We start from the raw sequence: 23,898 nt of genomic DNA, 5'->3' as shown, positions 1-23,898 counted from the left end.
GTCGCTCCGGGAGCCGGGGGGCGGCTCAGGTCATCCCGAGTTCCTTGTCGATCAGGTCGAACACGTCGTCCGCGGAGGCCGTCTCGAGCCGGTCGACCAGGGTGGTGCCCGCGGTGGTGCTGAGGGTTTCGTTGAGCTTCGCCAGCAGTGACTGGAGCCGGCCGGTGACCCGGTGGCGTTCGATCTCCTCCGGCGTCAGTCCGGCGACGGTCACCTCCAACCGGTCCAGCTCGGCGAGCAGTCCGCCGGCGGTGTCGCCGGTGTAGCCGAGTTCGGCCCGGAGCTGGTCGGCCAGGGCGGTCGGGTTGGGGTGGTCGAACACCAGGGTGGCGGAGAGCCGGACGCCGGTGGCGGCGCTGAGCCGGTTGCGCAGCTCCACGGCGGTCACCGAGTCCATGCCGAGTTCCTTGAACGCGCGCTGCGGCTCGACCAGTTCGGCGTCGCCGTAGCCGAGGACGGCGGCCACGTTGGTGCGGACCGTCTCCAGCAGCAGGGCGCGCTGCTCGGCCTCGGGCAGCGTGCCGAGCCGGTCGACCAGCGCCGAGGACGACGCCGGGTCGGCGGCTCCGGCCGGCTCGGGTGCGGCGTCGGGCAGCTCGGCGAGCAGTGGCCGCGACCGGGCCAGGGTGTAGATCGGCGTGAACCGGGTCCAGTCGATGTCGGCGACGACGAGGTGGCTCTCGTCGTGGTCGAGGGCCTGCCCGAGCGCGCGGACGGCGAGCCGGGGGTCCATCACGCCGACGCCGAGCCGGTCGAGGTGCGCACCGACCTCGCCGCCGGCCATCCCACCGCCGCCGCCCCAGCTTCCCCAGGCGACCGAGGTCGCCACCGCACCCCGGCTGCGCCGCCGGTGCGCCAACGCGTCGAGGAACGCGTTCGCCGTCGCGTACCCGGCCTGCCCGGCACTGCCCCACACCGCCGCACCCGAGGAGAACAGCACGAACGCGTCCAACGGCCGGTCGGCGGTCAACTCGTCGAGGTGCACCGCACCGAGCACCTTCGCCCGGCACACCTCGGCGAAGTCGTCGAGGCCGGTCTGCCCCAACGGCACCTCGGGGTGCAGCGCCCCGGCGGCGTGGAAGACCGCGGTCAGCTCGTCACCGAGAGCGTCCAGGAGCGCGGCGACCGCGTCCCGGTCAGCCACGTCGAGAGCGACGACCTCGACCTCCGGGTGCCGGGCCGTCAGGTCAGCCGCGCCGGGGGCGTCCGGGCCGCGCCGGCTCGCCAGCACCACCCGCTGCGCGCCCCGCTCGATCAGCCACTCGGTGACGTGCCCGCCGACGCCGCCGGTGCCGCCGGTGACCAGCACCGTGCCGCTGGCCCGCCAGTGCCGTCCGGGTGCCCCGGTCACCGGATGACGGACCATCCGGCGGGCCGACAGGCCGGCCGGCCGCAGCGCCACCTGGTCCTCGCCGCCGCCGGTCAGCACGTCGGCCAGCCGGTCGACGGTCTCCGGCGTCCAGTCGGCGGGCAGGTCGACCAGGCCACCCCACCAGCCGGGGTAGTCGAGGGAGAGCACCGTGCCCAGGCCCCACAGCGCGCCCTGGGCCGGGTCCGCGACCGGCTCGAACCGGTCGACGCCGACCGCACCGGCGGTGACGCACCAGAGCCGGCCGGTGAAGTCGGCGGCGGCCAGCGCGTGCACCAGCGACACGGTGGCGGCGACCCCGGCGGACAGGCCGACGCCCAGCGGGTCGGGGCCGTCGTCCAGGGCGAGCAGGGAGAGCACCCCGGCGGGGGCCGCCCGGCCGGCGTGGTCGGTGCCGGTGACGGTGACCACCTCGGCGCCCCGGGCGGCCAACCCGTCGGCGAGCGTACGCAGCCGCTCGTCGTCGGCCAGCGCCGCCGGGGCGACCACCCACCACGTGCCGGTGAGCCGCCCGCCGACGGACAGCTCGGTCGGCCGCCACGCCACCCGGTACCGCCAGCCGTCCACCGTGGCGACGTCGCGCTGCCGGGACCGCCACGACGTCAGGCCGGGCAGCACCTCGCCGACCAGGGCGGTGTCGACGCCGAGGCCGTCGGCGAGCAGGTCGACGTCGGCGCGTTCCACCGCCTCCCAGAACCCGGCGTCGGTGCCGGCGGTGGCCGGGGCGTCGGCGGTCGGCGCGATCCAGTAGCGCTGGTGCTGGAAGGCGTAGGTGGGCAGGTCCGCCCGGCGGGTGCCGGGCAGGGCGGCGGCCCAGTCCACGTCGACGCCCCGCACGTGCAGCTCGGCCAGGGAGGTGAGCAGCCGGTCCAGGCCCCCGTCGTCGCGGCGCAGGGTGCCGGTGACCACCGTCGGCTGGTCCGCCGACTCCAGCGTCTCCTGCATGCCCATGCCGAGCACCGGGTGCGGGCTGACCTCCACGAACCCGGTCCAGCCCTGCCCGGCGAGAGAGCGGATCGCCGGGTCGAACCGGACCGTGTTGCGGAGGTTGTCGTACCAGTAGCGGGCGTCCAGGGTGGCGGTGTCCACCCAGTCGCCGGTGACGGTGGAGAGCATCCGGATCGTCCCGGTGCGCGGGTTGATCGGGGCCAGGTCCTCCAGCAGCCGGTGCTCCAGCGCCTCCACCTGCGCGGAGTGCGAGGCGTAGTCGACGGCGACCTGCTTGACCCGGATCCCCTCCTCGGTGAGCGCGGCGACGAGTTCCCGCAGCGCCTCCGGGGTGCCGGAGACCACCACCGAGCTGGCGCCGTTGACCACGGCGAGGGAGATGTCGCCCGCCCACCGGGCGATCCGCTCCTGCGCCCGGTCGGCGGGCAGCCCGATCGAGACCATCCCGCCCCGACCGGCCAGCTTCTCGCCGATGGCCCGGCTGCGCAGCGTGACCACCCGCGCCCCGTCGGCGAGGGACAGTCCGCCGGCCACGCAGGCGGCGGCGATCTCCCCCTGCGAGTGGCCGACCACGGCGGCGGGTTCCACGCCGTACGCCCGCCAGGTGGCGGCGAGGGAGACCATCATCGCCCAGAGCGCGGGCTGCACGACGTCCACCCATTCCAGCGACGGCGCACCGGGCACCCCACGCACCACGTCGAGCAGGTCCCAGTCGACGTACGCGCGCAGTTCGGTGGCGCAGCGGCTCATCTGGTCGGCGAAGACCGGGCAGGAGTCCAGCAGCGCGGCGGCCATGCCGACCCACTGGGCGCCCTGGCCGGGAAAGACGAAGACGACCCGGCCGGTGGCGTCGGCGGTGCCGGTGACCGAGGTCGCGGACGGCTGGCCCGCGACGACCGGGACGAGCGCGGCCCGCAACTGCGGCAGGTCGCCGCCGAGCACCACCGCGCGGTGGCCGAGCCGGGCCCGGCCGGCGAGCGTACGGCCCACCGCGGCGGCGTCGGCGGGCACGGCGTCCAGGTGGGACAGCAGCCGCTCGGCCTGGGCGCGCAGGGCCCGCTCGGTGTGCCCGGAGAACACCCACGGCAGCACCGCCGGGACGGCCGGCTGCTCGTCCTCGTCGGCCGGGGCCACCTCTTCGAGCACGACGTGGGCGTTGGTGCCGCTGATGCCGAACGAGGAGACCGCGCAGCGCCGGGCCCGGCCGGTCTGCGGCCAGTCCACCGGCTCGGTGAGCAGCCGCACCGTGCCCGGCGACCAGTCGATCTCGCCGCTGGGCTCGTCGACGTGCAGGGTGCGGGGAAGCACCCCGTGCCGCATCGCCTGCACCATCTTGATCACCCCGCCGACCCCGGCGGCGGCCTGCGAGTGGCCGATGTTGGACTTCAGCGAGCCGAGCCAGAGCGGCCGGTCGGCGGGACGGTCCCGCCCGTACGTGGCGAACAGCGCCTGCGCCTCGATCGGGTCACCGAGCCGGGTGCCGGTGCCGTGCGCCTCGACCGCGTCGATCTCCTGGCCGGCGAGCCGGGCGTTGGCCAGCGCCGCCCGGATGACCCGCCGCTGGGACGGGCCGTTGGGGGCGGTCAGGCCGTTGGACGCACCGTCCTGGTTGATCGCGGAGCCCCGGATGACGGCGAGCACCGGGTGTCCGTTGCGGCGGGCGTCGGAGAGCCGCTCCAGCACCAGCGCACCGGCCCCCTCGGCCCAGCCGGTGCCGTCGGCGGCGGCGGCGAAAGACTTGCACCGGCCGTCGGAGGAGAGCGCCCGCTGCTGGGAGAACTCGACGAACGCTCCCGGGGTGCCGATGACGGTCACCCCACCGGCGACGGCGAGCGACGACTCCCCGGAGCGCAGCGACTGGCAGGCCCAGTGCAGGGCGACCAGCGACGACGAGCAGCCGGTGTCGACGGTGACCGCTGGACCCTCCAACCCGAGGGTGTACGCCAGCCGGCCGGAGACGATGCTGCCGGCACCCCAGCTGTTCGGGTAGTCGTGGTAGACGACCCCGGTGAACACCGCGGTGGGGCTGCCCTTGAGCGACGACGGGTCGATACCGGCCCGCTCCAGCGCCTCCCAGGACGTCTCCAGGAACAGCCGCTGCTGCGGGTCCATCTCGGCGGCCTCGCGGGGCGAGATGCTGAAGAACGTGGGGTCGAAGTCGGCGGCGTCGTAGAGGAAGCCACCGGCCCGGGTGTAGCTGGTGCCGGGGTGGTCGGGATCCGGGTCGTAGAGCCGGTCGAGGTCCCAGCCCCGGTCGGTGGGCATGCCGGAGATCGCGTCGGTGCCGGCGGCCACCAGGTCCCACAGGGCGTCGGGCGAGTCGACCCCGCCGGGGTAACGGCAGCCCATCCCGACGATGGCGATCGGTTCGACGGCGCGCTCCTCGACGTCGCGGAGCCGTTCGCTGGTCTCGTGCAGGTCGGCGGTGACCCGGCGCAGGTAGTCACGAAGCTTCTGTTCGTTGGACATCAGGAACCCATTCCTGGACGGAGCCGACGGATCATGAGGTGCCGAACTTGCTGTCGATGAAGTCGAAGAGGTCGTCGTCGGAGGCCGTGTCGAGGTCCTCGGCGACGCTGGCGACCTCGGCCGGGCGCTGCCCGGCGGTCCAGGCCGCCAGCAGGGCCTTGAGCCGCTCCCCCACCCCGGCCCGGGTGCTCTCGTCGAGGGCGGCCACCGCGTCGGCGTCCAGGGTGGACAGCGCGGCCTGGAGCCGGTCGAGGTCGTCGAGCAGGGTGACGCCCCCGGCGTCGGCGGGCACCAGCTCGGTGAGCAGTTGCTGGGCCAGCTCGGTCGGGGTCGGGTGGTCGAAGACCAGGGTGGCGGGCAGCCGCAGCGCGGTCTCGGTGGCGAGCCGGTTACGCAGCTCGACGGCGGTCAACGAGTCGAAGCCGGCCTCCTTGAACGCCCGCTCGGGGTCGACGTCGGCGCCGGAGGCGTACCCGAGGACGGCGGCGACCTGGTCGCGGACCAGGGCCAGGACGGCATCGAGGCGGTCCGGGGACGGCATCGCGGCGAGCCGGCCGGCGAGGTCGGCGGTCGCGGCGACCGGGACGGCCGGCTCGCTCTCCGGCTGGGCGTCGGGGAGCGCGGCGAGCAGTGGCCGGGGCCGGGCCAGGGTGTAGATCGGGGTGAACCGGGTCCAGTCGATGTCGGCGACGACGAGGTGGCTCTCGTCGTGGTCGAGGGCCTGCCCGAGCGCGCGGACGGCGAGCCGGGGGTCCATCGGCGGGGTGCCCTGCCGACGGAGATGCGCGGTGGCGTCCCCGTCGGCCATGCCGCCGCCGCCCCAGCTTCCCCAGGCGACCGAGGTCGCCACCGCACCCCGGGACCGCCGCCGGTGCGCCAACGCGTCGAGGAACGCGTTCGCCGTCGCGTACCCGGCCTGCCCGGCACTGCCCCACACCGCGGCCCCCGAGGAGAACAGCACGAACGCGTCCAACGGCCGGTCGGCGGTCAACTCGTCGAGGTGCACCGCGCCGAGCACCTTCGCCCGGCACACCTCGGCGAACTCGGCCACGCTGGTCTCCGGCAGCGACTTCTCCTGGTGCAGCACCCCGGCGGCGTGGAAGACACCGGTCAGCCCGTCACCGAGAGCGTCCAGGAGCGCGGCGACCGCCTCCCGGTCGGCCACGTCACACGCCACCACCTCCACGCCCGGATGCCGCGCCGTCAACGCGGCCGCACCGGGGGCCGCCGGACCACGCCGGCTCGCCAGCACCACCCGGTCGGCGCCGTGGTCGAGCAGCCACTCGGTGAGGTGCCCGCCGATGCCGCCGGTGCCGCCGGTGACCAGCACGGTGCCGGTGGGCTGCCAGTGCCGTTCGGGGTTGCCCGCGACGGGCCAGCGGACCAGCCGCCGGGCTAGCACCCCGGCGGTGCGGACGGCCACCTGGTCCTCCGCACCGGCGGCGAGGACGTCGGCGAGCCGCTCGACGTGCCCGTCGGCCCAGTCGGTGGGCAGGTCGACCAGGCCACCCCAGGAGTGCGGGTACTCCAGGGACAGCACGGTGCCCAGCCCCCAGAGCGCACCCTGGGCGGGGTGCGGCAGATCCTCGAACCGGTCGACGGCGACACCACCCGCGGTGAGGCACCAGACCCGACCGGCGAACTCGGTCGCGGTGAGCGCCTGGATCAGCGCCACGGTGTCGGTGACGCCGACGGAGAGTCCGGCGGCGGTGGTGTCGGGGGTGTCGTCGAGGGCGAGCAGGGAGAGCACCCCGGTCGGAGTGTCCCCGTCGGGCAGCACGGTGCCGGTGACGGTGACGACGTGGGCACCCCGGGCGGTCAGCCCGTCGGCGACGGCCCGTACCCGCGCGTCGTGGCCGTCCGGGTCGGCAAGCCCGCCGGGACGTCCCCCGGTCGACCCGGCCGGTACGACGAGCCACCAGGTGCCGGTCAGCTCCCCGCCGCCGGGCAGTTCGGTGGACCGCCACACCACCCGGTACCGCCAGTCGTCCAGGGTGGACGCGTCCCGCTGCCGGGACCGCCAGGCGGCGAGACCGGGCAGCACCTCGCTCACCACGCCGGGCGCGACGCCGAGGCCGTCGGCGAGCAGGTCGGTGTCGGCCCGGTCGACGGCGTCCCAGAACCCGCCGTCGGCGGCGTCGGTGCCGACGGCGGTGGGGTCGGGCTCGATCCAGTAGCGCTGGTGCTGGAAGGCGTAGGTGGGCAGGTCAACCTGCCGACCGCCCGGGTTGACCGCCGCCCAGTCGAGATCGACGCCGCTGGTCCAGGCCCGGGCCATCCCGGTGGCGTACGCCACCACCTGGTCCTCCGCGTCCCGCCGCACCGGACCGACGGTCTCGGACCGCACCCGGCCGCCGGCACGCCGCTGCAACGGAATCGCCACCGCGTCGTCCACACAGTCGCCGACCATCCCGGTCAGCACACTGTCCGGCCCGATCTCGATGAACCGGGTCACCCCACGCGCCGCCAGAGCGGCCACCGCATCGGCGAACCGGACCGTCCCCCGCACCTGACCCTGCCAGTACCCGACCGAACCCAACTCGTCATCGGTGGCCAGATCCCCGGTCACCGTCGACACCAGGGCAATGCCCGCCGGGCTCGGGGAGACCCCCTCCAGGACCCGCCCGTAGTCGGCCAGCATCGGGTCCATCAACGTGGAGTGGAACGCGTGCGACACCCGCAGCCGGCGCATCTTCCGAAGGCCGCCGGCCGTCTCCCCGGCGTCCCCCAGCGCCGCTTCCAACGCCGCGATCCGCTCCTCGGTCCCCGACACCACCACCGCCCGGGGACCATTCACCGCCGCCACGTCGACGTCACCGAGGTCCAACTCCGCCAACGGCGCAGCAACCGCCAACATCGCCCCACCAGCAGGCAACGCCTGCATCAACCCACCCCGCGCCGCCACCACCCGACACGCGTCATCCAACGACCACACCCCCGCCACATGCGCGGCGGCCAGCTCACCGATCGAGTGACCCGCCACGAAATCCGGCTTCAACCCCCACGACTCGGCCAGGCGGAACAACGCCACCTCGACCGCGAACAACGCCGGCTGCGTCCACCCCGTCTCATCGAGCACACCGTCCGGGTCGGTGAACATCACCTCCCGCAGATCACCATCGAGCAACGGACCGAAGGCAGCGCACACCTCGTCCAACGCCCGCGCGAACACCGGGAACGCCGCCGCCAGTTCACGACCCATCCCCACCCGCTGCGCACCCTGACCCGTGAACACCACCGCCGTCCGACCCGTGGTGACCCGACCCGACACGCCGCCACCGGCCGCCAGGGCCTCCAGGCCGGAGGCGAGACCAGCGGCGGAACCGCCGACCGCCACCCCCCGGTGATCCAAGGCGGTCCGACCGACGGCGAGAGAATGGCCGACGTCGACGGGACGCTCGTCGGTGAGGAAGTCCCCCAACCGGGCCGCCTGGGCCGCCAGGCCGGCAGCGGAACGGCTGGCCAGCGGCCAGAGCACCACCGGCGGATCGGCGACCTCGACCGGCTCGGTGACCTCGACCGGTGGCGCCTCCTCGACGATCACGTGGGCGTTGGTGCCACTGATCCCGAACGACGACACCCCCGCCCGACGGGGCCGCTCCCCCGCCGGCCACTCCACCGGCTCCGTCAACAACCGGACATCCCCCGCCGTCCAGTCGACCTGCCGCGACGGCGTCCCGGCGTGCAACGTCCGCGGCAGCATCCCGTGCCGCATCGCCATCACCATCTTGATCACCCCGGCCATTCCCGCGGCGGCCTGGGCATGACCCATGTTCGACTTGATCGAGCCGAGCCACAGCGGCCGGTCCCGGTCCCGGCCGTAGGTGGCCAGCAACGCCTGGGCCTCGATCGGATCCCCGAGGGTGGTGCCGGTGCCGTGCGCCTCGACGGCGTCGACCTCGGCGGGGCTGAGCCGGGCGTTGGCCAGCGCCGCCCGGATCACCCGCTGCTGCGCCGGCCCGTTCGGCGCGGTCAACCCGTTCGACGCCCCGTCCTGGTTCACCGCCGAACCCCGGACCACCCCGTACACCCGGTGCCCGTTGCGTTGAGCGTCGGAAAGCCGCTCCAACACCAGCACACCGACCCCCTCGGACCAGCCGGTACCGTCGGCGTCGTCGGAGAACGACTTGCACCGGCCGTCCGGGGCGAGCCCCCGCTGCCGGCTGAACGCCACGAACGGGGTGGGGTTCGCCATCACCAGCACGCCGCCGGCGATGGCGGTGCCGCACTCCCCGGCCCGTAGCGCCTGGCTGGCCAGGTGCAACGCGACCAGCGACGAGGAACAGGCCGTGTCGACCGTCATCGACGGCCCCTCGAAGCCGAAGGCGTACGACACCCGGCCGGAGATCACCGACGCGGAACTGCCGGTGCTCAGGTACGCCTCCGACTCGGCGGGGGCGAGGCCGAGCAGGTCGCCGTAGTCCTGGGCGCCGGAGCCGACGAAGACCCCGACCGGGCTGCCGCGCAGCGCCTCCGGGTCCATGCCGGCCCGCTCGCACGCCTCCCAGGTGACTTCGAGCATCAGCCGTTGCTGCGGGTCCATGGCGATCGCCTCGCGCGGCGAGATGCCGAAGAACTCGGCGTCGAACGCGCCCGCCTCGTAGACGAAACCGCCGGAACGGACGTAGCTGGTGCCGGGCCGGTCCGGGTCGGCGTCGAAGAGCGCGTCGGCGTCCCAGCCCCGGTCGACGGGGAACGCGCTGATCGCGTCGGTGCCGCTGTCGACCAGCCGCCACAGGTCCTCCGGGGACCGCACCCCGCCGGGGTAGCGGCAGCTCATCCCGATGATGGCGATCGGCTCGTCGGAGCTGGCCCCGGTGGTGACCGGCGTCGCGGTACCCGGGCCGGCGCTGCCGACGAGTTCGTCGTACAGGTGGCGGGCCAGCACGGCGGGGGTCGGGTGGTCGTACACCATGGTGGCCGGCAGCCGCAGCCCGACGGCCGCGTCGAGGGCGTCGCGCAGCTCCACGGCGGTCAGCGAGTCGAAGCCGAGTTCCCGGAACGGCCGCTGGACGTCCACGGTGGTCGTCGCGTCGTAACCGAGGACGGCGGCGACCTGGGTGCGGACGGTGTCCAGCAGGTACGGCAACCGGTCGGCGTCGGGCAGCCCGGCCAGGACGGACGTGTCGGCCGGCACGTCCGGCGTGACGGCCCCCGGGGTCCGGTGGGCCTCGGGGAGCGCGGCGAGCAGCGGCCGGGGGCGGGCCAGGGTGTAGATCGGGGTGAACCGGGTCCAGTCGATGTCGGTGACCACGAGGTGGCTCTCGTCGTGGTCGAGGACCTGCTGCAACGCGCCGAGGGCGAGGCGCGGCTCCATCGGCGGGGTGCCCTGCCGCAGCAGGTGCCCGGTGGCTTGGTCGTCGACCATGCCACCACCGGCCCAGGTGCCCCAGGCCACCGAGGTGGCGGTCCGGCCCCGACGGCGGCGCTGGTGGGCGACGGCGTCGAGGAAGGCGTTGCCGGTGCCGTAGGCGGCCTGCCCGGCGCTGCCCCACACCGCCGCACCGGAGGCGAACAGCACGAACGCGTCGAGTGGCCGGTCGCCGAGCAGCGCGTCGAGGTGGGTCGCGCCGAGCACCTTGGCCCGGCACACCGCGGCGAAGTCCGCCAGGGCGGTCTCGCCGAGGGGGGCGGGGTCGTCGAGCACCCCGGCGGCGTGGAAGACGGCGGTCAGGTCGTCGCCGATCCCGTCGAGCAGCCCGGCCACGGCCGCCCGGTCGGCCACGTCGCAGGCGACGACCTGCACACCGGGCAACCGGGCCGCCAGGTCGGCGGCCCCGGGCGCGGCCGGACCGCGCCGGCTGGCCAGCACCACCCGCTCGGCACCCTGGTCGAGGAGCCACTCGGTGAGGTGTGCGCCGATGCCGCCGGTGCCGCCGGTGACCAGCACCGTCCCGGTGGGCCGCCAGCGCCGCTCGGGACTGCCGGCCACCGGCCAGCGGACCATCCGTCGGGCCAGCACCCCGGCGGTACGCAGGGCGACCTGGTCCTCGCCGCCGTCGGCGAGCACGTCGACGAGCCGGTCGAGGAGGCCGGGCGTCCAGTCGGCGGGCAGGTCGACCAGGCCGCCCCACCAGTCGGGGTAGTCGAGGGAGAGCACCGTGCCGAGGCCCCAGAGCCCGGCCTGCGCGGCGTGCGGCAGGTCCTCGTAGCGGTCGACGGCGACACCGCCGGTGGTGAGGCACCAGAGCCGGCCGGTGAAAACGGCGGCGGCGAGGGCGTGCACCAGGTGCACGGTCCCGGTGACCCCGGCGGACAGCCCGGCGTCGTACGGGTCCGGGGTGTCGTCGAGGCCGAGCAGCGACACCACCCCGGCGGGGGTGCCGGGGCCGACGAGCGCGGCAGCGCCGGTGCCGGACAGGTCGGTGGCGGTGAGCCGGGTGACGGCAGCACCGCGGGCGGCGAGCGCGTCGGCCACGGCGGTGGCCCGGGGGTCGTCGGTGGTGGCCTCCGGCGTGACGATCCACCAGTCGCCGGTCAGCTCCGGCCCGGTGGGCAGGCCGGTGTCCCGCCACACCACCCGGTACCGCCAGCCGTCGGTGACGGTGGCCGGCGCGGCGGTGGGCGCCTCCAGCCAGTAGCGCTGCCGGGCGAAGGCGTAGCTGGGCAGGTCGACCTGGGTGCCCGGGTTGACCGCCGACCAGTCCAGGTCGACCCCGCTGACCCACGCCTGGGCCATCCCGGTGGCGTACGCCTGCACCTGCTCCCGGTCCCGACGCTGCACCGCGATGGTCACCGCGTCGTCCACGCAGTCGGCGACCATCGCGGTCAGCACGCTGTCCGGCCCGATCTCGATGAACCGGGTGACACCCCGCGCGGCGAGGGTGGCCACCGCGTCGGCGAACCGCACCGTGCCCCGCACCTGAGCCTGCCAGTACCCGACCGAACCCAACTCGTCGTCGGTAGCCAGATCCCCGGTGGCGGTCGACACCAACGGGACACCCGCCGGGTGGGCGGTCACCGACTCCACCACCCGCCCGTAGTCGGCCAGCATCGGATCCATCAGATGCGAGTGGAACGCGTGCGACACCCGCAACCGGCGCGTCTTCACCTCCAGAGACGCCTCCAACGCCGCGACCCGCTCCTCCGTGCCGGACACGACGACCGCGCGGGGACCGTTGACCGCCGCCACGTCGACGTCACCCAGATCCAGCTCCGCCAGCGGCGCGGCGATCGCCAACATCGCCCCACCCGCCGGCAGCGCCTGCATCAACCCACCCCGCGCCGCGACCACCCGGCACGCGTCCGCCAGGGACCACACCCCGGCCACGTGGGCGGCGGCCAGCTCACCGATCGAGTGACCGGCCACGAAGTCCGGCTTCAACCCCCACGACTCGGCCAGGCGGAACAACGCCACCTCGACCGCGAACAACGCCGGCTGCGTCCACCCCGTCCGATCGAGCACCCCGTCCGGATCGGTGAACATCACCTCCCGCAGATCACCGTCCAACAACGGCCCGAACGCCGCACACACCTCGTCCAACGCCGCCGCGAACACCGGGAACGCCGCCGCCAGCTCACGACCCATCCCCACCCGCTGCGCACCCTGACCCGTGAACACCACCGCCGTCCGACCCGTGGTGACCCGACCCGACAGGCCACCACCGGCCGCCAGCGCCTCCAGGCCGGAAACGAGACCACCAGCGGAACCGCCGACCGCCACCCCCCGGAACTCCAGCCCGGCCCTGCCCACGCCCAACGAGAACCCCACGTCCACCGGGCGCGCGTCGGTGCCGGCGGCGAACTCCGCGATGCTGGCGGCCTGCCGGCCCATGCCCTCGGGCGAGCGTCCCGAGACCGGCCAGAGGGTGACCGGCGGGGTCGGTCCGGGTCCGGCGTCCTCGACGGGAGGGGCCTGTTCCACGATGAGGTGCACGTTGGTGCCGCTGATCCCGAACGCCGACACCCCCGCACGACGGGGCCGCTCCCCCGCCGGCCACTCCACCGGCTCCGTCAACAACCGGACATCCCCCGCCGTCCAGTCGACCTGCCGCGACGGCGTCCCGGCGTGCAACGTCCGCGGCAGCGTGCCGTGCCGCATCGCCAGCACCATCTTGATCACCCCGGCGACCCCGGCGGCGGCCTGGGCGTGCCCGATGTTCGACTTGATCGAGCCGAGGAAGAGGGGGCGGTCCCGGCCCCGGCCGTAGGTTGCCAGGATCGCCTGGGCCTCGATCGGGTCACCGAGGCTAGTGCCGGTGCCGTGCGCCTCGACCGCGTCCACGTCGGCCACGGAGAGCCGGGCGTTGGCCAGCGCCGCCCGGATCACCCGCTGCTGCGCCGGCCCGTTCGGCGCGGTCAACCCGTTCGACGCCCCGTCCTGGTTCACCGCCGAACCCCGGACCACCCCGTACACCCGGTGCCCGTTGCGTTGAGCGTCGGAAAGCCGCTCCAACACCAGCACACCGACCCCCTCGGACCAGGCCGCGCCGTCGGCCCCGTCGCCGAAGGAGCGGCACCGGCCGTCCGGGGAGAGCGCCCGTTGCCGGCTGAACTCGACGAAGAGCTGCGGGGTGGCCATCACGGCGACCCCGCCGGCCAGGGCCAGCCCGCACTCCTCCTTGCGCAGCGACTGGCAGGCCAGGTGCACCGCCACCGACGACGACGAGCAGGCGGTGTCGACGGTGATCGCCGGCCCCTCCAGGCCGAGGTTGTAGGCGACCCGGCCGGAGACGAGGCTGCCCGAGGTGGTGCTGTCGACGTAGTCGTGGTGCATCACCCCCACGAAGACGCCGGTGGCGCTGCCCTTCAGGGCGAGCGGGTCGATGCCGCCGTGTTCGAACGCCTGCCAGGCCACCTCCAGCAGCAACCGCTGCTGCGGGTCGGTCTCCACCGCCTCCCGGGGGCTCATCCCGAAGAAGCCCGGGTCGAACTCGGCCGCGTCGTGCAGGAAGCCGCCATGCCGGGTGTAGCTCTTGCCGGGCCTGCCCGGTTCCGGGTCGTAGACCCCGTCGACGTCCCAGCCGCGGTCGGTGGGGAAGCCGGAGATGGCGTCGGTGCCGTCGGCGACGAGCCGCCACAGGTCCTCCGGCGACCGGACCCCGCCGGGGTAGCGGCAGCCCATGCCGACGATCGCGATCGGCTCCTGGTCCCGGCCCTCCACCTCACGCAGCCGCCGGTTGGCCTGTTGCAGCTCGGCGGTGGCGCGCTTGAGGAAGGTCCGGAGCTTGTCGTCGTTCGCCATCGTTCACACCAATCTTTGCCGCGCCGCAGGTTCGTCGGAGGCTGTGCTCAGGAGATGCCGAGCTCGTTCTCCAGCACGTCGAACAGCTCCTCGTCGGTGGCGGACTCGTAGTCGTGCCGGGCGTCGTCGGGGTCACCACCGGCCCGGTCCTGCCAGCCGCGCAGCACCGCCGCCAACCGGGCGGTGATCCGGGCGTGCTCGTCGTCGGGCACCCCGGTCAGGGCCTTCTCCAACCGGTCGAGGTCGGCGAGCACGGCGGCGGCCGGGTCGGCGTCGGGCACCACCAGTTCGTCCTTCAGCGCGCGGGCCAGGGCGATCGGCTCGGGATGGTCGAAGACGAGGGTGGCGGGTAGCCGCAGCCCGGTGACGGTGCTGAGCACGTTGCGGAACTCGACGGCGGCGAGGGAGTCGAAGCCGAGATCCTTGAACGCCCGGCCGGGTTCCACCGAGGACGGACCGGGGAAACCGAGCACCGCGGCGGTGTGCGTGCGCACCAGGTCGAGCAGCAGGGTGTCCCGGTCGGCGTCGGAGAGTCCGGCGAGCCGCTCGGCCAGTGCCGGTCCGCCGGCCGTCGCGCCGCCGGTGGCGGTGGCGGTGGGTCGGGCCGGGGTGCGGACCAGGCCGCGCAGCACGGCGGGCAGCGCGTCGGTGCGCCGCCGCAGCGCGTCCAGGTCGACCCGTACCGGTACCACGCTGGCCCGGTCGGTGGCGACGGCCGCGTCGAAGAGTTCCAGCCCCTCGTCGACGGTCATCGCGGGCATTCCCAGCCGGCGCATCCGGTGCAGGTCGGTGTCGTCGAGGTGCCCGCCCATCCCGGTGCCGGTGTCCCAGAGGCCGAAGGCCAGCGAGATGGCCGGCAGGCCGTCGGCCCGGCGGCGCTGGGCGAGCGCGTCGAGGAAGAGGTTCGCGGCGGCGTAGTTGGCCTGGCCGGCACCCGCCACCCAGGCCGCCGACGAGGAGAAGAGCACGAAGGCGGTCAGGTCGTGGTCACGGGTGAGGTCGTGCAGGTGCCAGGCGGCGTCCACCTTAGGCCGCAGCACCCGGTGCAACTGGGCGGGGGTGAGGGCGTCGACCAGGGCGTTCTCGGCGGTGCCGGCGGCGTGCACCACGGCGGCGACCGGGTGGTCGGCGAGCAGCGCGGCGACCGCGTCCCGGTCGGCGACGTCGCAGGCGGCGACCGCCACGTCGGCACCGGCGGCGGTGAGGTCCGCGACCAGTTCCGTCGCGCCGGGCGTGGCCGCACCGCTGCGCCCGGTCAACAGCAGCCGGCGTACGCCGTGCCGGGTGACCAGGTGCCGGGCGACGAGGCTGCCCAGCCCGCCGAGGCCACCGGTGATCAGGACGGTGCCGTCGGCGGGCCACGGGCTGGCGGCGGTGTCGACGGGCAGCCGGGTCAGCCGGGGCACCAGCAGTCGGCCGTCCCGGACGGCCACCTCGGGCTCGCCGGTGGCCAGCGCCGCCGCGAGGTGTCCGGTGTCGACCTCGCCGGTGCGGTCGGTGTCGACCAGCACGAAGCGGCCGGGGTGCTCGGCCTCGGCGGCGCGGACCAGCCCCCATCGGGCCGCCGCGGCGGGGTCGACCCGGGTGTCACCGGCCCCGACCGCGTCCCGGGTGTGCAGCACCAGCGTGCTGTGCGCGTACCCCGGGTGGGTGAGCCAGCGGCGCAGCAGCCCCAGCAGGCGTTCGGTGTCCCGGTGCACGGCGTCCGGTGCCGTGCCGGGCGGGTCGAGGGCGACCACGACGGTGCCGGCCCCGGGCTCGGGCAGGTCCGCGTCGACGTCGACCAGGGTCCAGTCGGCGGCGGCGACGCCGGGGGTGGGGACGGGCTGCCAGTCCACCTCGTACAGGTGGCGGTGCCGGTTGCGGGCGGCGACGCCGAGGGCGTCGGCGGCGACCGGCCGGACCACCAGCTGCTCGATGGTGGCGACCGGGTTGCCGTGCCCGTCGGCGACGGTGACGGCCAGCTTGTCGGCGGCGGCCGGGGAGATCCGCAGCCGCAGGGCGGCGGCGTGCGCGGCGTGCAGGGTGACGCCGCGCCAGGAGAACGGCAGCGGGGTGTCCCCCGCGCCCTCGTCGACCAGGTTGGCGTGCAGTGCCGCGTCGAGCAGCGCCGGATGCAGCAGGAACCGGGGGGCGTCGGCGGCCGCCGCCTCGGGCAGCGCCGCCTCGGCCCAGATCTCGGCGGCGTCGCCGTCGCCCCGCCGCCACACCGCGCGCAGCCCCTGGAACGCCGGCCCGTAGCCGTAGCCGTGGTCGCGCAGTCGCTGGTAGAGACCGTCGAGGTCGACGGGTTCGGCCCCGGCGGGGGGCCAGGCGGACAGGTCGGCCGCCGCCGGGTCGGCCCCGGCCCGCCGGACCAGGACCCCTTCGGCGTGCCGGGTCCAGTCGGTGTCGTCGGCCGCGTCGCCGGGCCGGGTCCAGATGCCGAGGGTACGCGCGCCGCTGTCGTCGGCGGCGTCGACCGTGACCCGCAGGGCGAGGTCCCCGTCGGCGGGCAGCACCAGTGGCGCGTTGATGGTCAGCTCGTCGAGTACCGGGCAGCCGACCTGGTCACCGGCGCGCAGGGCGAGTTCGACCAGCCCGGTGCCGGGGACCAGGACGGTGTCGAACACCGCGTGGTCGGCGAGCCACGGCTGGGCGGTACGGGAGAGCCGGCCGGTGAGCACCACGCCACCGGTGCCGGGCAGGTCGACGACGGCACCGAGCATTGGATGGTCGGCCGGCAGTTGGCCGAGCCCGGTGGTGTCACCGGCCCCGGGGGGCACGTCGAGCCAGTAGCGCTGGTGCTGGAAGGCGTAGGTGGGCAGGTCGACCTGCCGACCGCCCGGGTTGACCACCGCCCAGTCCAGGTCGATCCCGGTGACCCAGGCCTGCGCCATCCCGGTGGCGTACGCCACCACCTGGTCCTCCGCGTCCCGCCGCACCGGACCGACGGTCCCGGACCGCACCCGGCCGCCAGCACGCCGCTGCAACGGAATCGCCACCGCCTCGTCCACACAGTCGCCGACCATCGCGGTCAGCACACTGTCCGGCCCGATCTCCACGAACCGGGTCACCCCACGAGCCGCCAGAGCCGCCACCGCATCGGCGAACCGCACCGTCCCCCGCACCTGACCCTGCCAGTACCCAACCGAACCCAACTCGTCATCGCCGGCCAGATCCCCGGTCACCGTCGACACCAACGGAACACCCGCCGGATGGGCGGTGACCCCGCCGACGACCAGCCCGTAGTCGGCCAGCATCGGATCCATCAGATGCGAGTGGAACGCGTGCGACACCCGAAGCCTGCGCGTCTTCACCTCCAGAGACGCCTCCAACGCCGCGATCCGCTCCTCGGTCCCCGACACCACCACCGCCCGGGGACCGTTCACCGCCGCCACGTCGACGTCACCGAGGTCCAGCTCCGCCAACGGCGCGGCAACCGCCAACATCGCCCCACCAACAGGCAACGCCTGCATCAACCCACCCCGCGCCGCCACCACCCGGCACGCGTCATCCAACGACCACACCCCCGCCACATGCGCGGCGGCCAGCTCACCGATCGAGTGACCCGCCACGAAATCCGGCTTCAACCCCCACGACTCGGCCAGGCGGAACAACGCCACCTCGACCGCGAACAACGCCGGCTGCGTCCACCCCGTCTCATCGAGCACACCATCCGGATCGGTGAACATCACCTCCCGCAGATCACCACCCAGCAGCGGGGCGAACGCGGCACACACCTCGTCCAGGGCAGCAGCGAACACCGGGAACGCCGCCGCCAGGTCACGACCCATCCCCACCCGCTGCGCACCCTGACCCGTGAACACCACCGCCGTCCGACCCGTGGTGACCCGACCCGACACGCCGCCACCGGCGGCCAACCCCGCGAGCCCCGCCGACAATCCGACCCGGTCCCGACCGACCGCCACCCCCCGGAACTCCAGCCCGGCCCGGCCCACGCCCAACGAGAACCCCACGTCCACCGGACGCGCCTCGCCCGACCGGGTGTCCAGCCGTCCGGCCTGCCCGGCCAGCGCCGCCGCGGACCGGGCGGACAGCGGCCAGAGCACCACCGGCGGCTCGGCGACCTCGACCGGCTCGGTGTCCTCGACCGGTGGGGCCTGCTCCAGCACCACGTGGGCGTTGGTGCCGCTGAGCCCGAACGACGACACGGCCGCCCGGCGGGGTCGCCCGGTCTCCGGCCAGTCCACCGGCTCGGTCAACAGCCGGACGTCCCCGGCCGTCCAGTCGACGTGCGGGGTGGGCCGGTCGACGTGCAGGGTGCGGGGCAGGAGGCCGTGGCGCATCGCCAACACCATCTTGATCACGCCGGCGATCCCGGCGGCGGCCTGGGTGTGGCCCAGGTTCGACTTCACCGAGCCCAACCAGAGCGGCTGCTCACGGTCCCGGCCGTAGGTGGCGAGGATCGCCTGGGCCTCGATCGGGTCACCGAGGCGGGTGCCGGTGCCGTGCGCCTCGACCGCGTCCACCTGGTCGGCGGTGAGCCGGGCGTTGGCCAGGGCGTCGGCGATGACCCGGCGCTGCGACGGGCCGTTGGGGGCGGTGAGGCCGCTGCTGGCCCCGTCCTGGTTGACCGCGGTGCCCCGAACCACGGCCAGCACCCGGTGCCCGTGGCGCTGGGCGTCACTGAGCCGCTCGACCAGCAGCACCCCGACACCCTCGGCCCAGCCGGTGCCGTCGGCGGCGGCGGCGAACGGCTTGCACCGGCCGTCGGCGGCCAGGCCCCGCTGCCGGCTGAAGTCGACGAATGTCTCCGGGGTGGCCATCACGGTCACCCCACCGGCCAGCGCCAGGGTGCACTCCTCGCGGCGCAGCGCCTGGATCGCCAGGTGCAGGGCGACCAGCGACGACGAGCAGGCGGTGTCCACGGTGATCGCCGGGCCTTCGAGGCCGAGCACGTAGGCGACCCGACCGGAGACGATGCTGCCGGTGTTACCGGTGCCGATGAAGCCCTCCAGTTCGGCGGGCACCGTCGGCAGCCGGCTCGAATAGTCGTGGTACATCAGCCCGGCGAACACGCCGGTACGACTGCCCCGCACCGAAACCGGGTCGATGCCGGCCGATTCAAAAGCCTCCCAGGACGCTTCCAGCAACAGTCGTTGCTGCGGGTCCATGGCGAGCGCCTCGCGCGGAGAGATGCTGAAGAAATCGGCGTCGAAAAGCGCGGCGTCGGACAGGAAACCACCCGTCCTCGCGTACGTCTTACCGGCCTTGGAATCGTCGGGGTCGTAAATGTCCTCGACATTCCAGCCCCGGTCCTCGGGAAAGTCGGACACCGCGTCGGTCCCGTCGACCAGGAGTTGCCACAGGGCCGCCGGGCTGTCCACACCACCCGGGAAACGGCAGCTCATGCCCACGATCGCGATCGGGTCGTACTCCCGGCGCTCGGCCTGACGCAACTGCCGGCGGGCCTCCCGCAGATCGGTGGTGGCCCGCTTCAGGTACCCGAGAAGCTTCTCCTCGTTCTCCATCTACGTCTCCCGCCACTAGACCCAGCCGGGCAGACCCGGGCCAATATCGACTCACGGGTCAGCGCGGCGGAAATTGTCGAAACAGAGAGCTTCTACAGGCATTCTTGGTTGTCCGCGATGACCCTACGGCGGCCCGCCGCACCCTAGACCCCCTACCGCCCCCAGAGCGCCCCCTAGGCGTCGGGGGTCCAACCTCGACTGTCGGCGGCGCGGTCGACCCGGCCCGACCCCGGGCTGGGGTTGCCCGGCGGGCACCGGAGCGGGGACGGACGTAAGGTCGGGAGAGTCCTGGCCCCACGACCCTCGGCAGCCCGACACCACACGGATCACCACCGGCACCGGGCTGCCGGCCCGAAGGAGCACAGTGAACAGACGCCTCCGGACCACCCTCGCCCTCACCCTGACCGGCGCGCTGCTGACCACGGTCGCGGTGACGCCGGCGCAGGCCCGACCGGCGCAGCGCCTCCCCGACGTCATCGCCCTGCCCGACGGCTTCCAGCCCGAGGGCATCGCCACCGCCGGCCGGTACGCCTTCCTCGGCTCCCGCGCCACCGGCGCGATCCAGCGGGTCGACCTGGTGACCGGGCGCGGCAGCCAACTCAGCCCGCCGACCGGCACTCCGTCGCTCGGCCTCAAGATCGACCGGCAGGGCCGGCTCTTCGTCGCCGGTGGCACCACCGGGGACGCCCGGGTGGTCGACTCCCGGACGGGGCGGATCCTGGCGAGCTACCCGTTCGCCAGCGCGCCCAGCTTCGTCAACGACGTCGTGCTCACCCACGACGCCGCCTGGTTCACCGACTCGTACCGGCCGGTGCTCTACCGGGTGCCGTTCGGCCGGCACGGGGCGCTGCCCGCGGCCGACGCCGTCACGTCGCTGCCGTTGACCGGGGCGTACCAGCAGGTCCCGGACACGATCAACCTCAACGGCATCGCGGACACCCCGGACGGCCGGGCGTTGATCGTGGTGCAGTCCAACACCGGGAACCTGTTCCGGGTGGATCCGGTGACCGGGGCGACCACCGTGGTGGACGTACCCGGGCACTCGTTCGTCGCCGGTGACGGTCTGCTGCGCGACGGCGACACCCTCTACGTGGTGCAGAACCGGTTGCAGCAGATCACCGTGGTCGCGCTGGACCGGGCGGGCACCGCCGGCACGGTCACCGGGACGCTCACCGACCCGGACTTCGACGTGCCGACCACGGTCGCCAAGGCGCTCGGCCGGCTCTACCTGCCGAACGCCCGGTTCACCACGACGCCGACGCCGACCACGCCGTACGCGATCGTCGCGGTCCGCCCGGCCTGACCACCACCCCGGGGGTACGCGCGGACGTCGCGGGTGCCCCCGGGGCCGCCGCCCCGGACCGGTCCGACGGATCCGGGGTTCCCGGTGTGCCGGGACGGCCGCTCCACGACCGTCGGGCCGGCCGTACCGGCCGGCCCGACGGCGCTCGGGCCGGTCAGGCCCGGGACCACTTCTGGCTGCTCACCCCGAGGCAGTCCCACAGGTGCAGCTTCCCGCCGTTGTTGGGGTTCTGGTCCCGCACGTCGACGCACCGGTTGGCGCTGAGGTTGACCAGGTCCCCCGCGCCGTTGAGGGTGAACCGCTGGGCCGGGTTGCCGTTGCAGGTGACCAGATTGACCTCGGTGCCGTTGGCGGTGCCGGCCCAGGCCGGGTCCATGCACTTGCCCATCGCGCGCACGGTGCCGTCACCGGCGAAGGTCCAGGCCTGCGCCGCGGTGGTGTTGCAGTCCCAGATCTGGAGCTTGGCCCCGTCCACCGGGTTGGAACTCGGGATGTCGATGCACCGGCCGCTCTGCGCGCCCCGGATCCGGGTGGTGCCCGACGGCGGGTTGCCCCCGCCCGGCACGTAGCTGGAGACCCGGACGTAGTCGACGAGCATCTGCTGCGGGAACTGGGTGGAGCCGTCGGGGTAGCCGGGCCAGTTACCGCCCACCGCGACGTTGAGGATCATGAAGAACGGGTGGTCGAAGACCCACCGGTTGCCGCCGAGCCGGGACGGGTCGACGCGGTGGTACTCGACGCCGTCGAGGTACCAGACGATCAGGTTCGGCTCCCAGTCCACCCGGTAGGTGTGGAAGGTGTCGGCGAGGGGCTGGCCGATGGAGCGGCTGCCGGTGATGCCGCCCCCGCCGGAGTAGCCGGGGCCGTGCACGGTGCCGTAGACCGTGTTCGGTTCGCGGCCGATGTTCTCCATGATGTCGATCTCGCCGGCGGCGGGCCAGCCGGCGCCGCCCATGTCGTTGCCGAGCATCCAGAACGCCGGCCAGATGCCCTGCCCGCGCGGGATCTTGATACGGGCCTCGAACCGGCCGTACGCCTGGGTGAACGTGGCGGCGGTGAGCAACCGGGCCGAGGTGTACTCGCACCGGCCGTAGTGGCACTGGTAGTTGGCCGGATTCTCCCGCCGGGCGGTGATGACCAGGTTGCCCTGTCCGTCGTGGACGGCGTTGCTGGTGCTGTTGGTGTAGTACTGCCGCTCGTTGTTGCCCCAACCGCCACCGCCGATGTCGAAGCGCCAGCGGCTCTGGTCGACGGGGGTGCCGGCGCCGGCGTTGAACTCGTCCTGCCAGGTGATGCCGCCGATGGCGGCGGCGGCCGGCTCGGCCTGGGCGGGCAGCACCAGGGCGGCGGCGAGGGTGACGAGGGCGACGGCGGCGCGGGCGAGGGGTCGGGACCGGGGGACGGGTCGGGTTCCGGGCACGTGAGGCTCCTTCGGGGCGACATCGGAGGCGGGGAGCATGTCGGGGAGAGCGCTCTCCACGAAGGATGTCGATTTCCCGCACTTCTGTCAAGAAAGTTGACAGTTACTCCGGCCGTCGCCCGCCATGCACACCGCGATGGTGACAGGAAAGTCACTCTCGGTAGCCAGAGGTGTCGCACGCGACTGTCGCGGGGGCGGGCCTCCCCGAAGGGGGCGCTCAGCCCGGGAGTGGCCGGTCGACCGGGGCCGATGCGGGCGGGACGCGGCGCGGACCGCCCGCCGGCCCGCCGGTCAGCGGTGCAGACCGCGCCAGGAGGGATTACTGCCGCGCCAGGCGTCGGCCAGGATCAACGCCGCCGCCCGGCTCGGGCACTGCTGCACGCGGGAGCGACCCGACGCCCCGCCGATCTGCGCCTGGACCTCCCAGGCCTCCCCGTCGGTACGGATGTACACGTCCCGCCGCCCGCGTGGGCTCGGGTCACCGTTCCACCAGTGCTCCTCGACCATCATTCACCGACCGTATAGCAACTCGGCCGTGGAACGTGAGTCACGAATTCGTCGAGGCCCGCCGCCGACCCCGCCCGGTCACCCCTGCCGGGGCGTGAGCAGATAGTCGTCGGCCTCCGCGCTCCACGCCAGCGCGACCTCCCCGGCGGTCGCCGCGGCCTTGCAGAACTGGAGGAAACTGCGGTAGCCGAGCTTCTTCTCGCTGAACTCGGGGCGGGCCCGGCGGAGCTGGTTCTTGAGCCCGGACAGCGCCACCGGTCCCCCGGCCGCGGCCAGTTCCGCCACCACGGTCCGCAACAACGCGAAGGCCACCTCCTGGTCGCCGTGCTCCGGCAGGGACACCTCCGGGTCGCCCTTGGCCGGTCCTTCCGCCAGCTCGACGACGTTGTGCCCGGCGAGATGGCGGAGCAGCTCGCCGAAGGTCCGGAACCCGTAGTCGGACTCGCTGAAGGTGGGGTCCTTGCGCAGCAGGGTGCGCTTGAGCCGGGAGGCGGTCACCTCGCCGTCGGAGCTGCCCTGGAGCCCGGCCACGGTCTGGGCGACCAGCACCGCGAGCGCGTCCGCGTCGCGTACCGGCTCCTCGGCGGCCGGCGGACGCTCCGGCTCGGCCGACTCGACCGGTTCCCGGTCCACCTGACCCGCCTGCGGCGGCTCCGCCGGGCGGGTCGCCGGGCGACCACGACGGCCACGGACCGGCAGGACGTCGACGCCCTCCAGCCGGTCGTAGTAGAGGAACTCGTCGCAGGCGGGCGGCAGCAGCGCCGAGGTGGACTTCTCCACCCCGACCCCGATCACCCGCTTGTTGAGTTCGCGGAGCTTGTGCACCAGCGGGGTGAAGTCGCTGTCCCCGGTGCAGATGACGAAGGTGGAGATGTAGCCGCGTTCGAAGGCCAGCTCCACCGCGTCGACCGCCATCTTGATGTCGGCGGCGTTCTTGCGGGACGCCCCCATCCGTTGCGGGATCTCGATCAGCTCGACGTGCGAGCGGGTGAGCATCCGACGGTCCTCGTCGAAGTACGACCAGTCGGCGTACGCCCGGCGCACCACCACCCGCCCCCGCTCGGCCAACGCGTCGGCGATCGGACGGAAGTCGAACGCCCGCCCGCCATGGTGGTCCCGCGCCCCCAGCGCCAGGTTCTCGTAGTCGAGAAAGAGCGCGATCCGATCCTCTTGATCCACCTGACCACCGTACGCCCGCACCCGCCGGGCACCACCCCGCCACGT

At 74.2% G+C, this 23,898-nt stretch carries 7 protein-coding genes; 1 reads left to right on the top strand and 6 read right to left on the bottom strand.

Annotated features, from left to right (window positions below; genetic code table 11):
- Positions 1–25 precede the first annotated feature (25 nt).
- The 3 genes from O7612_RS10280 to O7612_RS10270 are packed head-to-tail and all read right to left on the bottom strand — an operon-like array spanning position 26 to position 19,444.
- Positions 26–4,786, bottom strand: a complete 4,761-nt coding sequence (locus tag O7612_RS10280; RefSeq protein WP_282272557.1) for a type I polyketide synthase — start codon at positions 4,784–4,786, stop codon at positions 26–28.
- Positions 4,787–4,817: 31 nt separating this feature from the next.
- Entirely contained in the window at positions 4,818–13,970 is a 9,153-nt protein-coding gene (locus tag O7612_RS10275; protein ID WP_282272555.1) for a type I polyketide synthase, read from the bottom strand.
- Between the two features lie 47 nt (positions 13,971–14,017).
- Positions 14,018–19,444, bottom strand: coding sequence for a type I polyketide synthase (locus O7612_RS10270; RefSeq protein WP_282272554.1), 5,427 nt, complete (start codon positions 19,442–19,444; stop codon positions 14,018–14,020).
- A 364-nt stretch (positions 19,445–19,808) separates the two neighbouring features.
- Here O7612_RS10270 and O7612_RS10265 point away from each other — a divergent pair, with 364 nt between their 5' ends.
- A complete protein-coding gene (locus tag O7612_RS10265) occupies positions 19,809–20,747 on the top strand; it encodes a superoxide dismutase (protein ID WP_282272552.1) in 939 nt (312 codons plus the stop codon).
- Between the two features lie 154 nt (positions 20,748–20,901).
- Here the strand turns inward: O7612_RS10265 and O7612_RS10260 are convergent, their stop codons facing one another.
- From O7612_RS10260 to O7612_RS10250, 3 genes are all read right to left on the bottom strand, one after another.
- Positions 20,902–22,167 (bottom strand): family 16 glycosylhydrolase, encoded by a 1,266-nt coding sequence (locus tag O7612_RS10260; RefSeq protein WP_282272550.1) that lies wholly within the window; start codon positions 22,165–22,167, stop codon positions 20,902–20,904.
- Between the two features lie 291 nt (positions 22,168–22,458).
- Positions 22,459–22,677, bottom strand: coding sequence for a hypothetical protein (locus O7612_RS10255; RefSeq protein ID WP_067305065.1), 219 nt, complete (start codon positions 22,675–22,677; stop codon positions 22,459–22,461).
- A 75-nt stretch (positions 22,678–22,752) separates the two neighbouring features.
- The gene (locus O7612_RS10250; protein WP_282272549.1) at positions 22,753–23,853 is read right to left on the bottom strand and encodes an NYN domain-containing protein; all 1,101 of its coding nucleotides are present in this window, start codon (positions 23,851–23,853) and stop codon (positions 22,753–22,755) included.
- Between the last annotated feature and the right edge of the window lie 45 nt (positions 23,854–23,898).

The sequence above is a fragment of the Micromonospora sp. WMMD987 genome (genome assembly GCF_029581435.1).
Taxonomy (GTDB): domain Bacteria; phylum Actinomycetota; class Actinomycetes; order Mycobacteriales; family Micromonosporaceae; genus Micromonospora; species Micromonospora rifamycinica.
Note: the sequence above shows the minus strand (reverse complement) of the source record. Positions and strands in the feature narration are given on the sequence as shown.

Excerpts from the sequence above, each read along its gene's own strand:
- O7612_RS10280 (WP_282272557.1), bottom strand. The coding sequence starts at position 4,786 with ATGTCCAACGAACAGAAGCTTCGTGACTACCTGCGCCGGGTCACCGCC.
- O7612_RS10275 (WP_282272555.1), bottom strand. The coding sequence starts at position 13,970 with ATGGCGAACGACGACAAGCTCCGGACCTTCCTCAAGCGCGCCACCGCC.
- O7612_RS10270 (WP_282272554.1), bottom strand. The coding sequence starts at position 19,444 with ATGGAGAACGAGGAGAAGCTTCTCGGGTACCTGAAGCGGGCCACCACC.
- O7612_RS10255 (WP_067305065.1), bottom strand. The coding sequence starts at position 22,677 with ATGATGGTCGAGGAGCACTGGTGGAACGGTGACCCGAGCCCACGCGGG.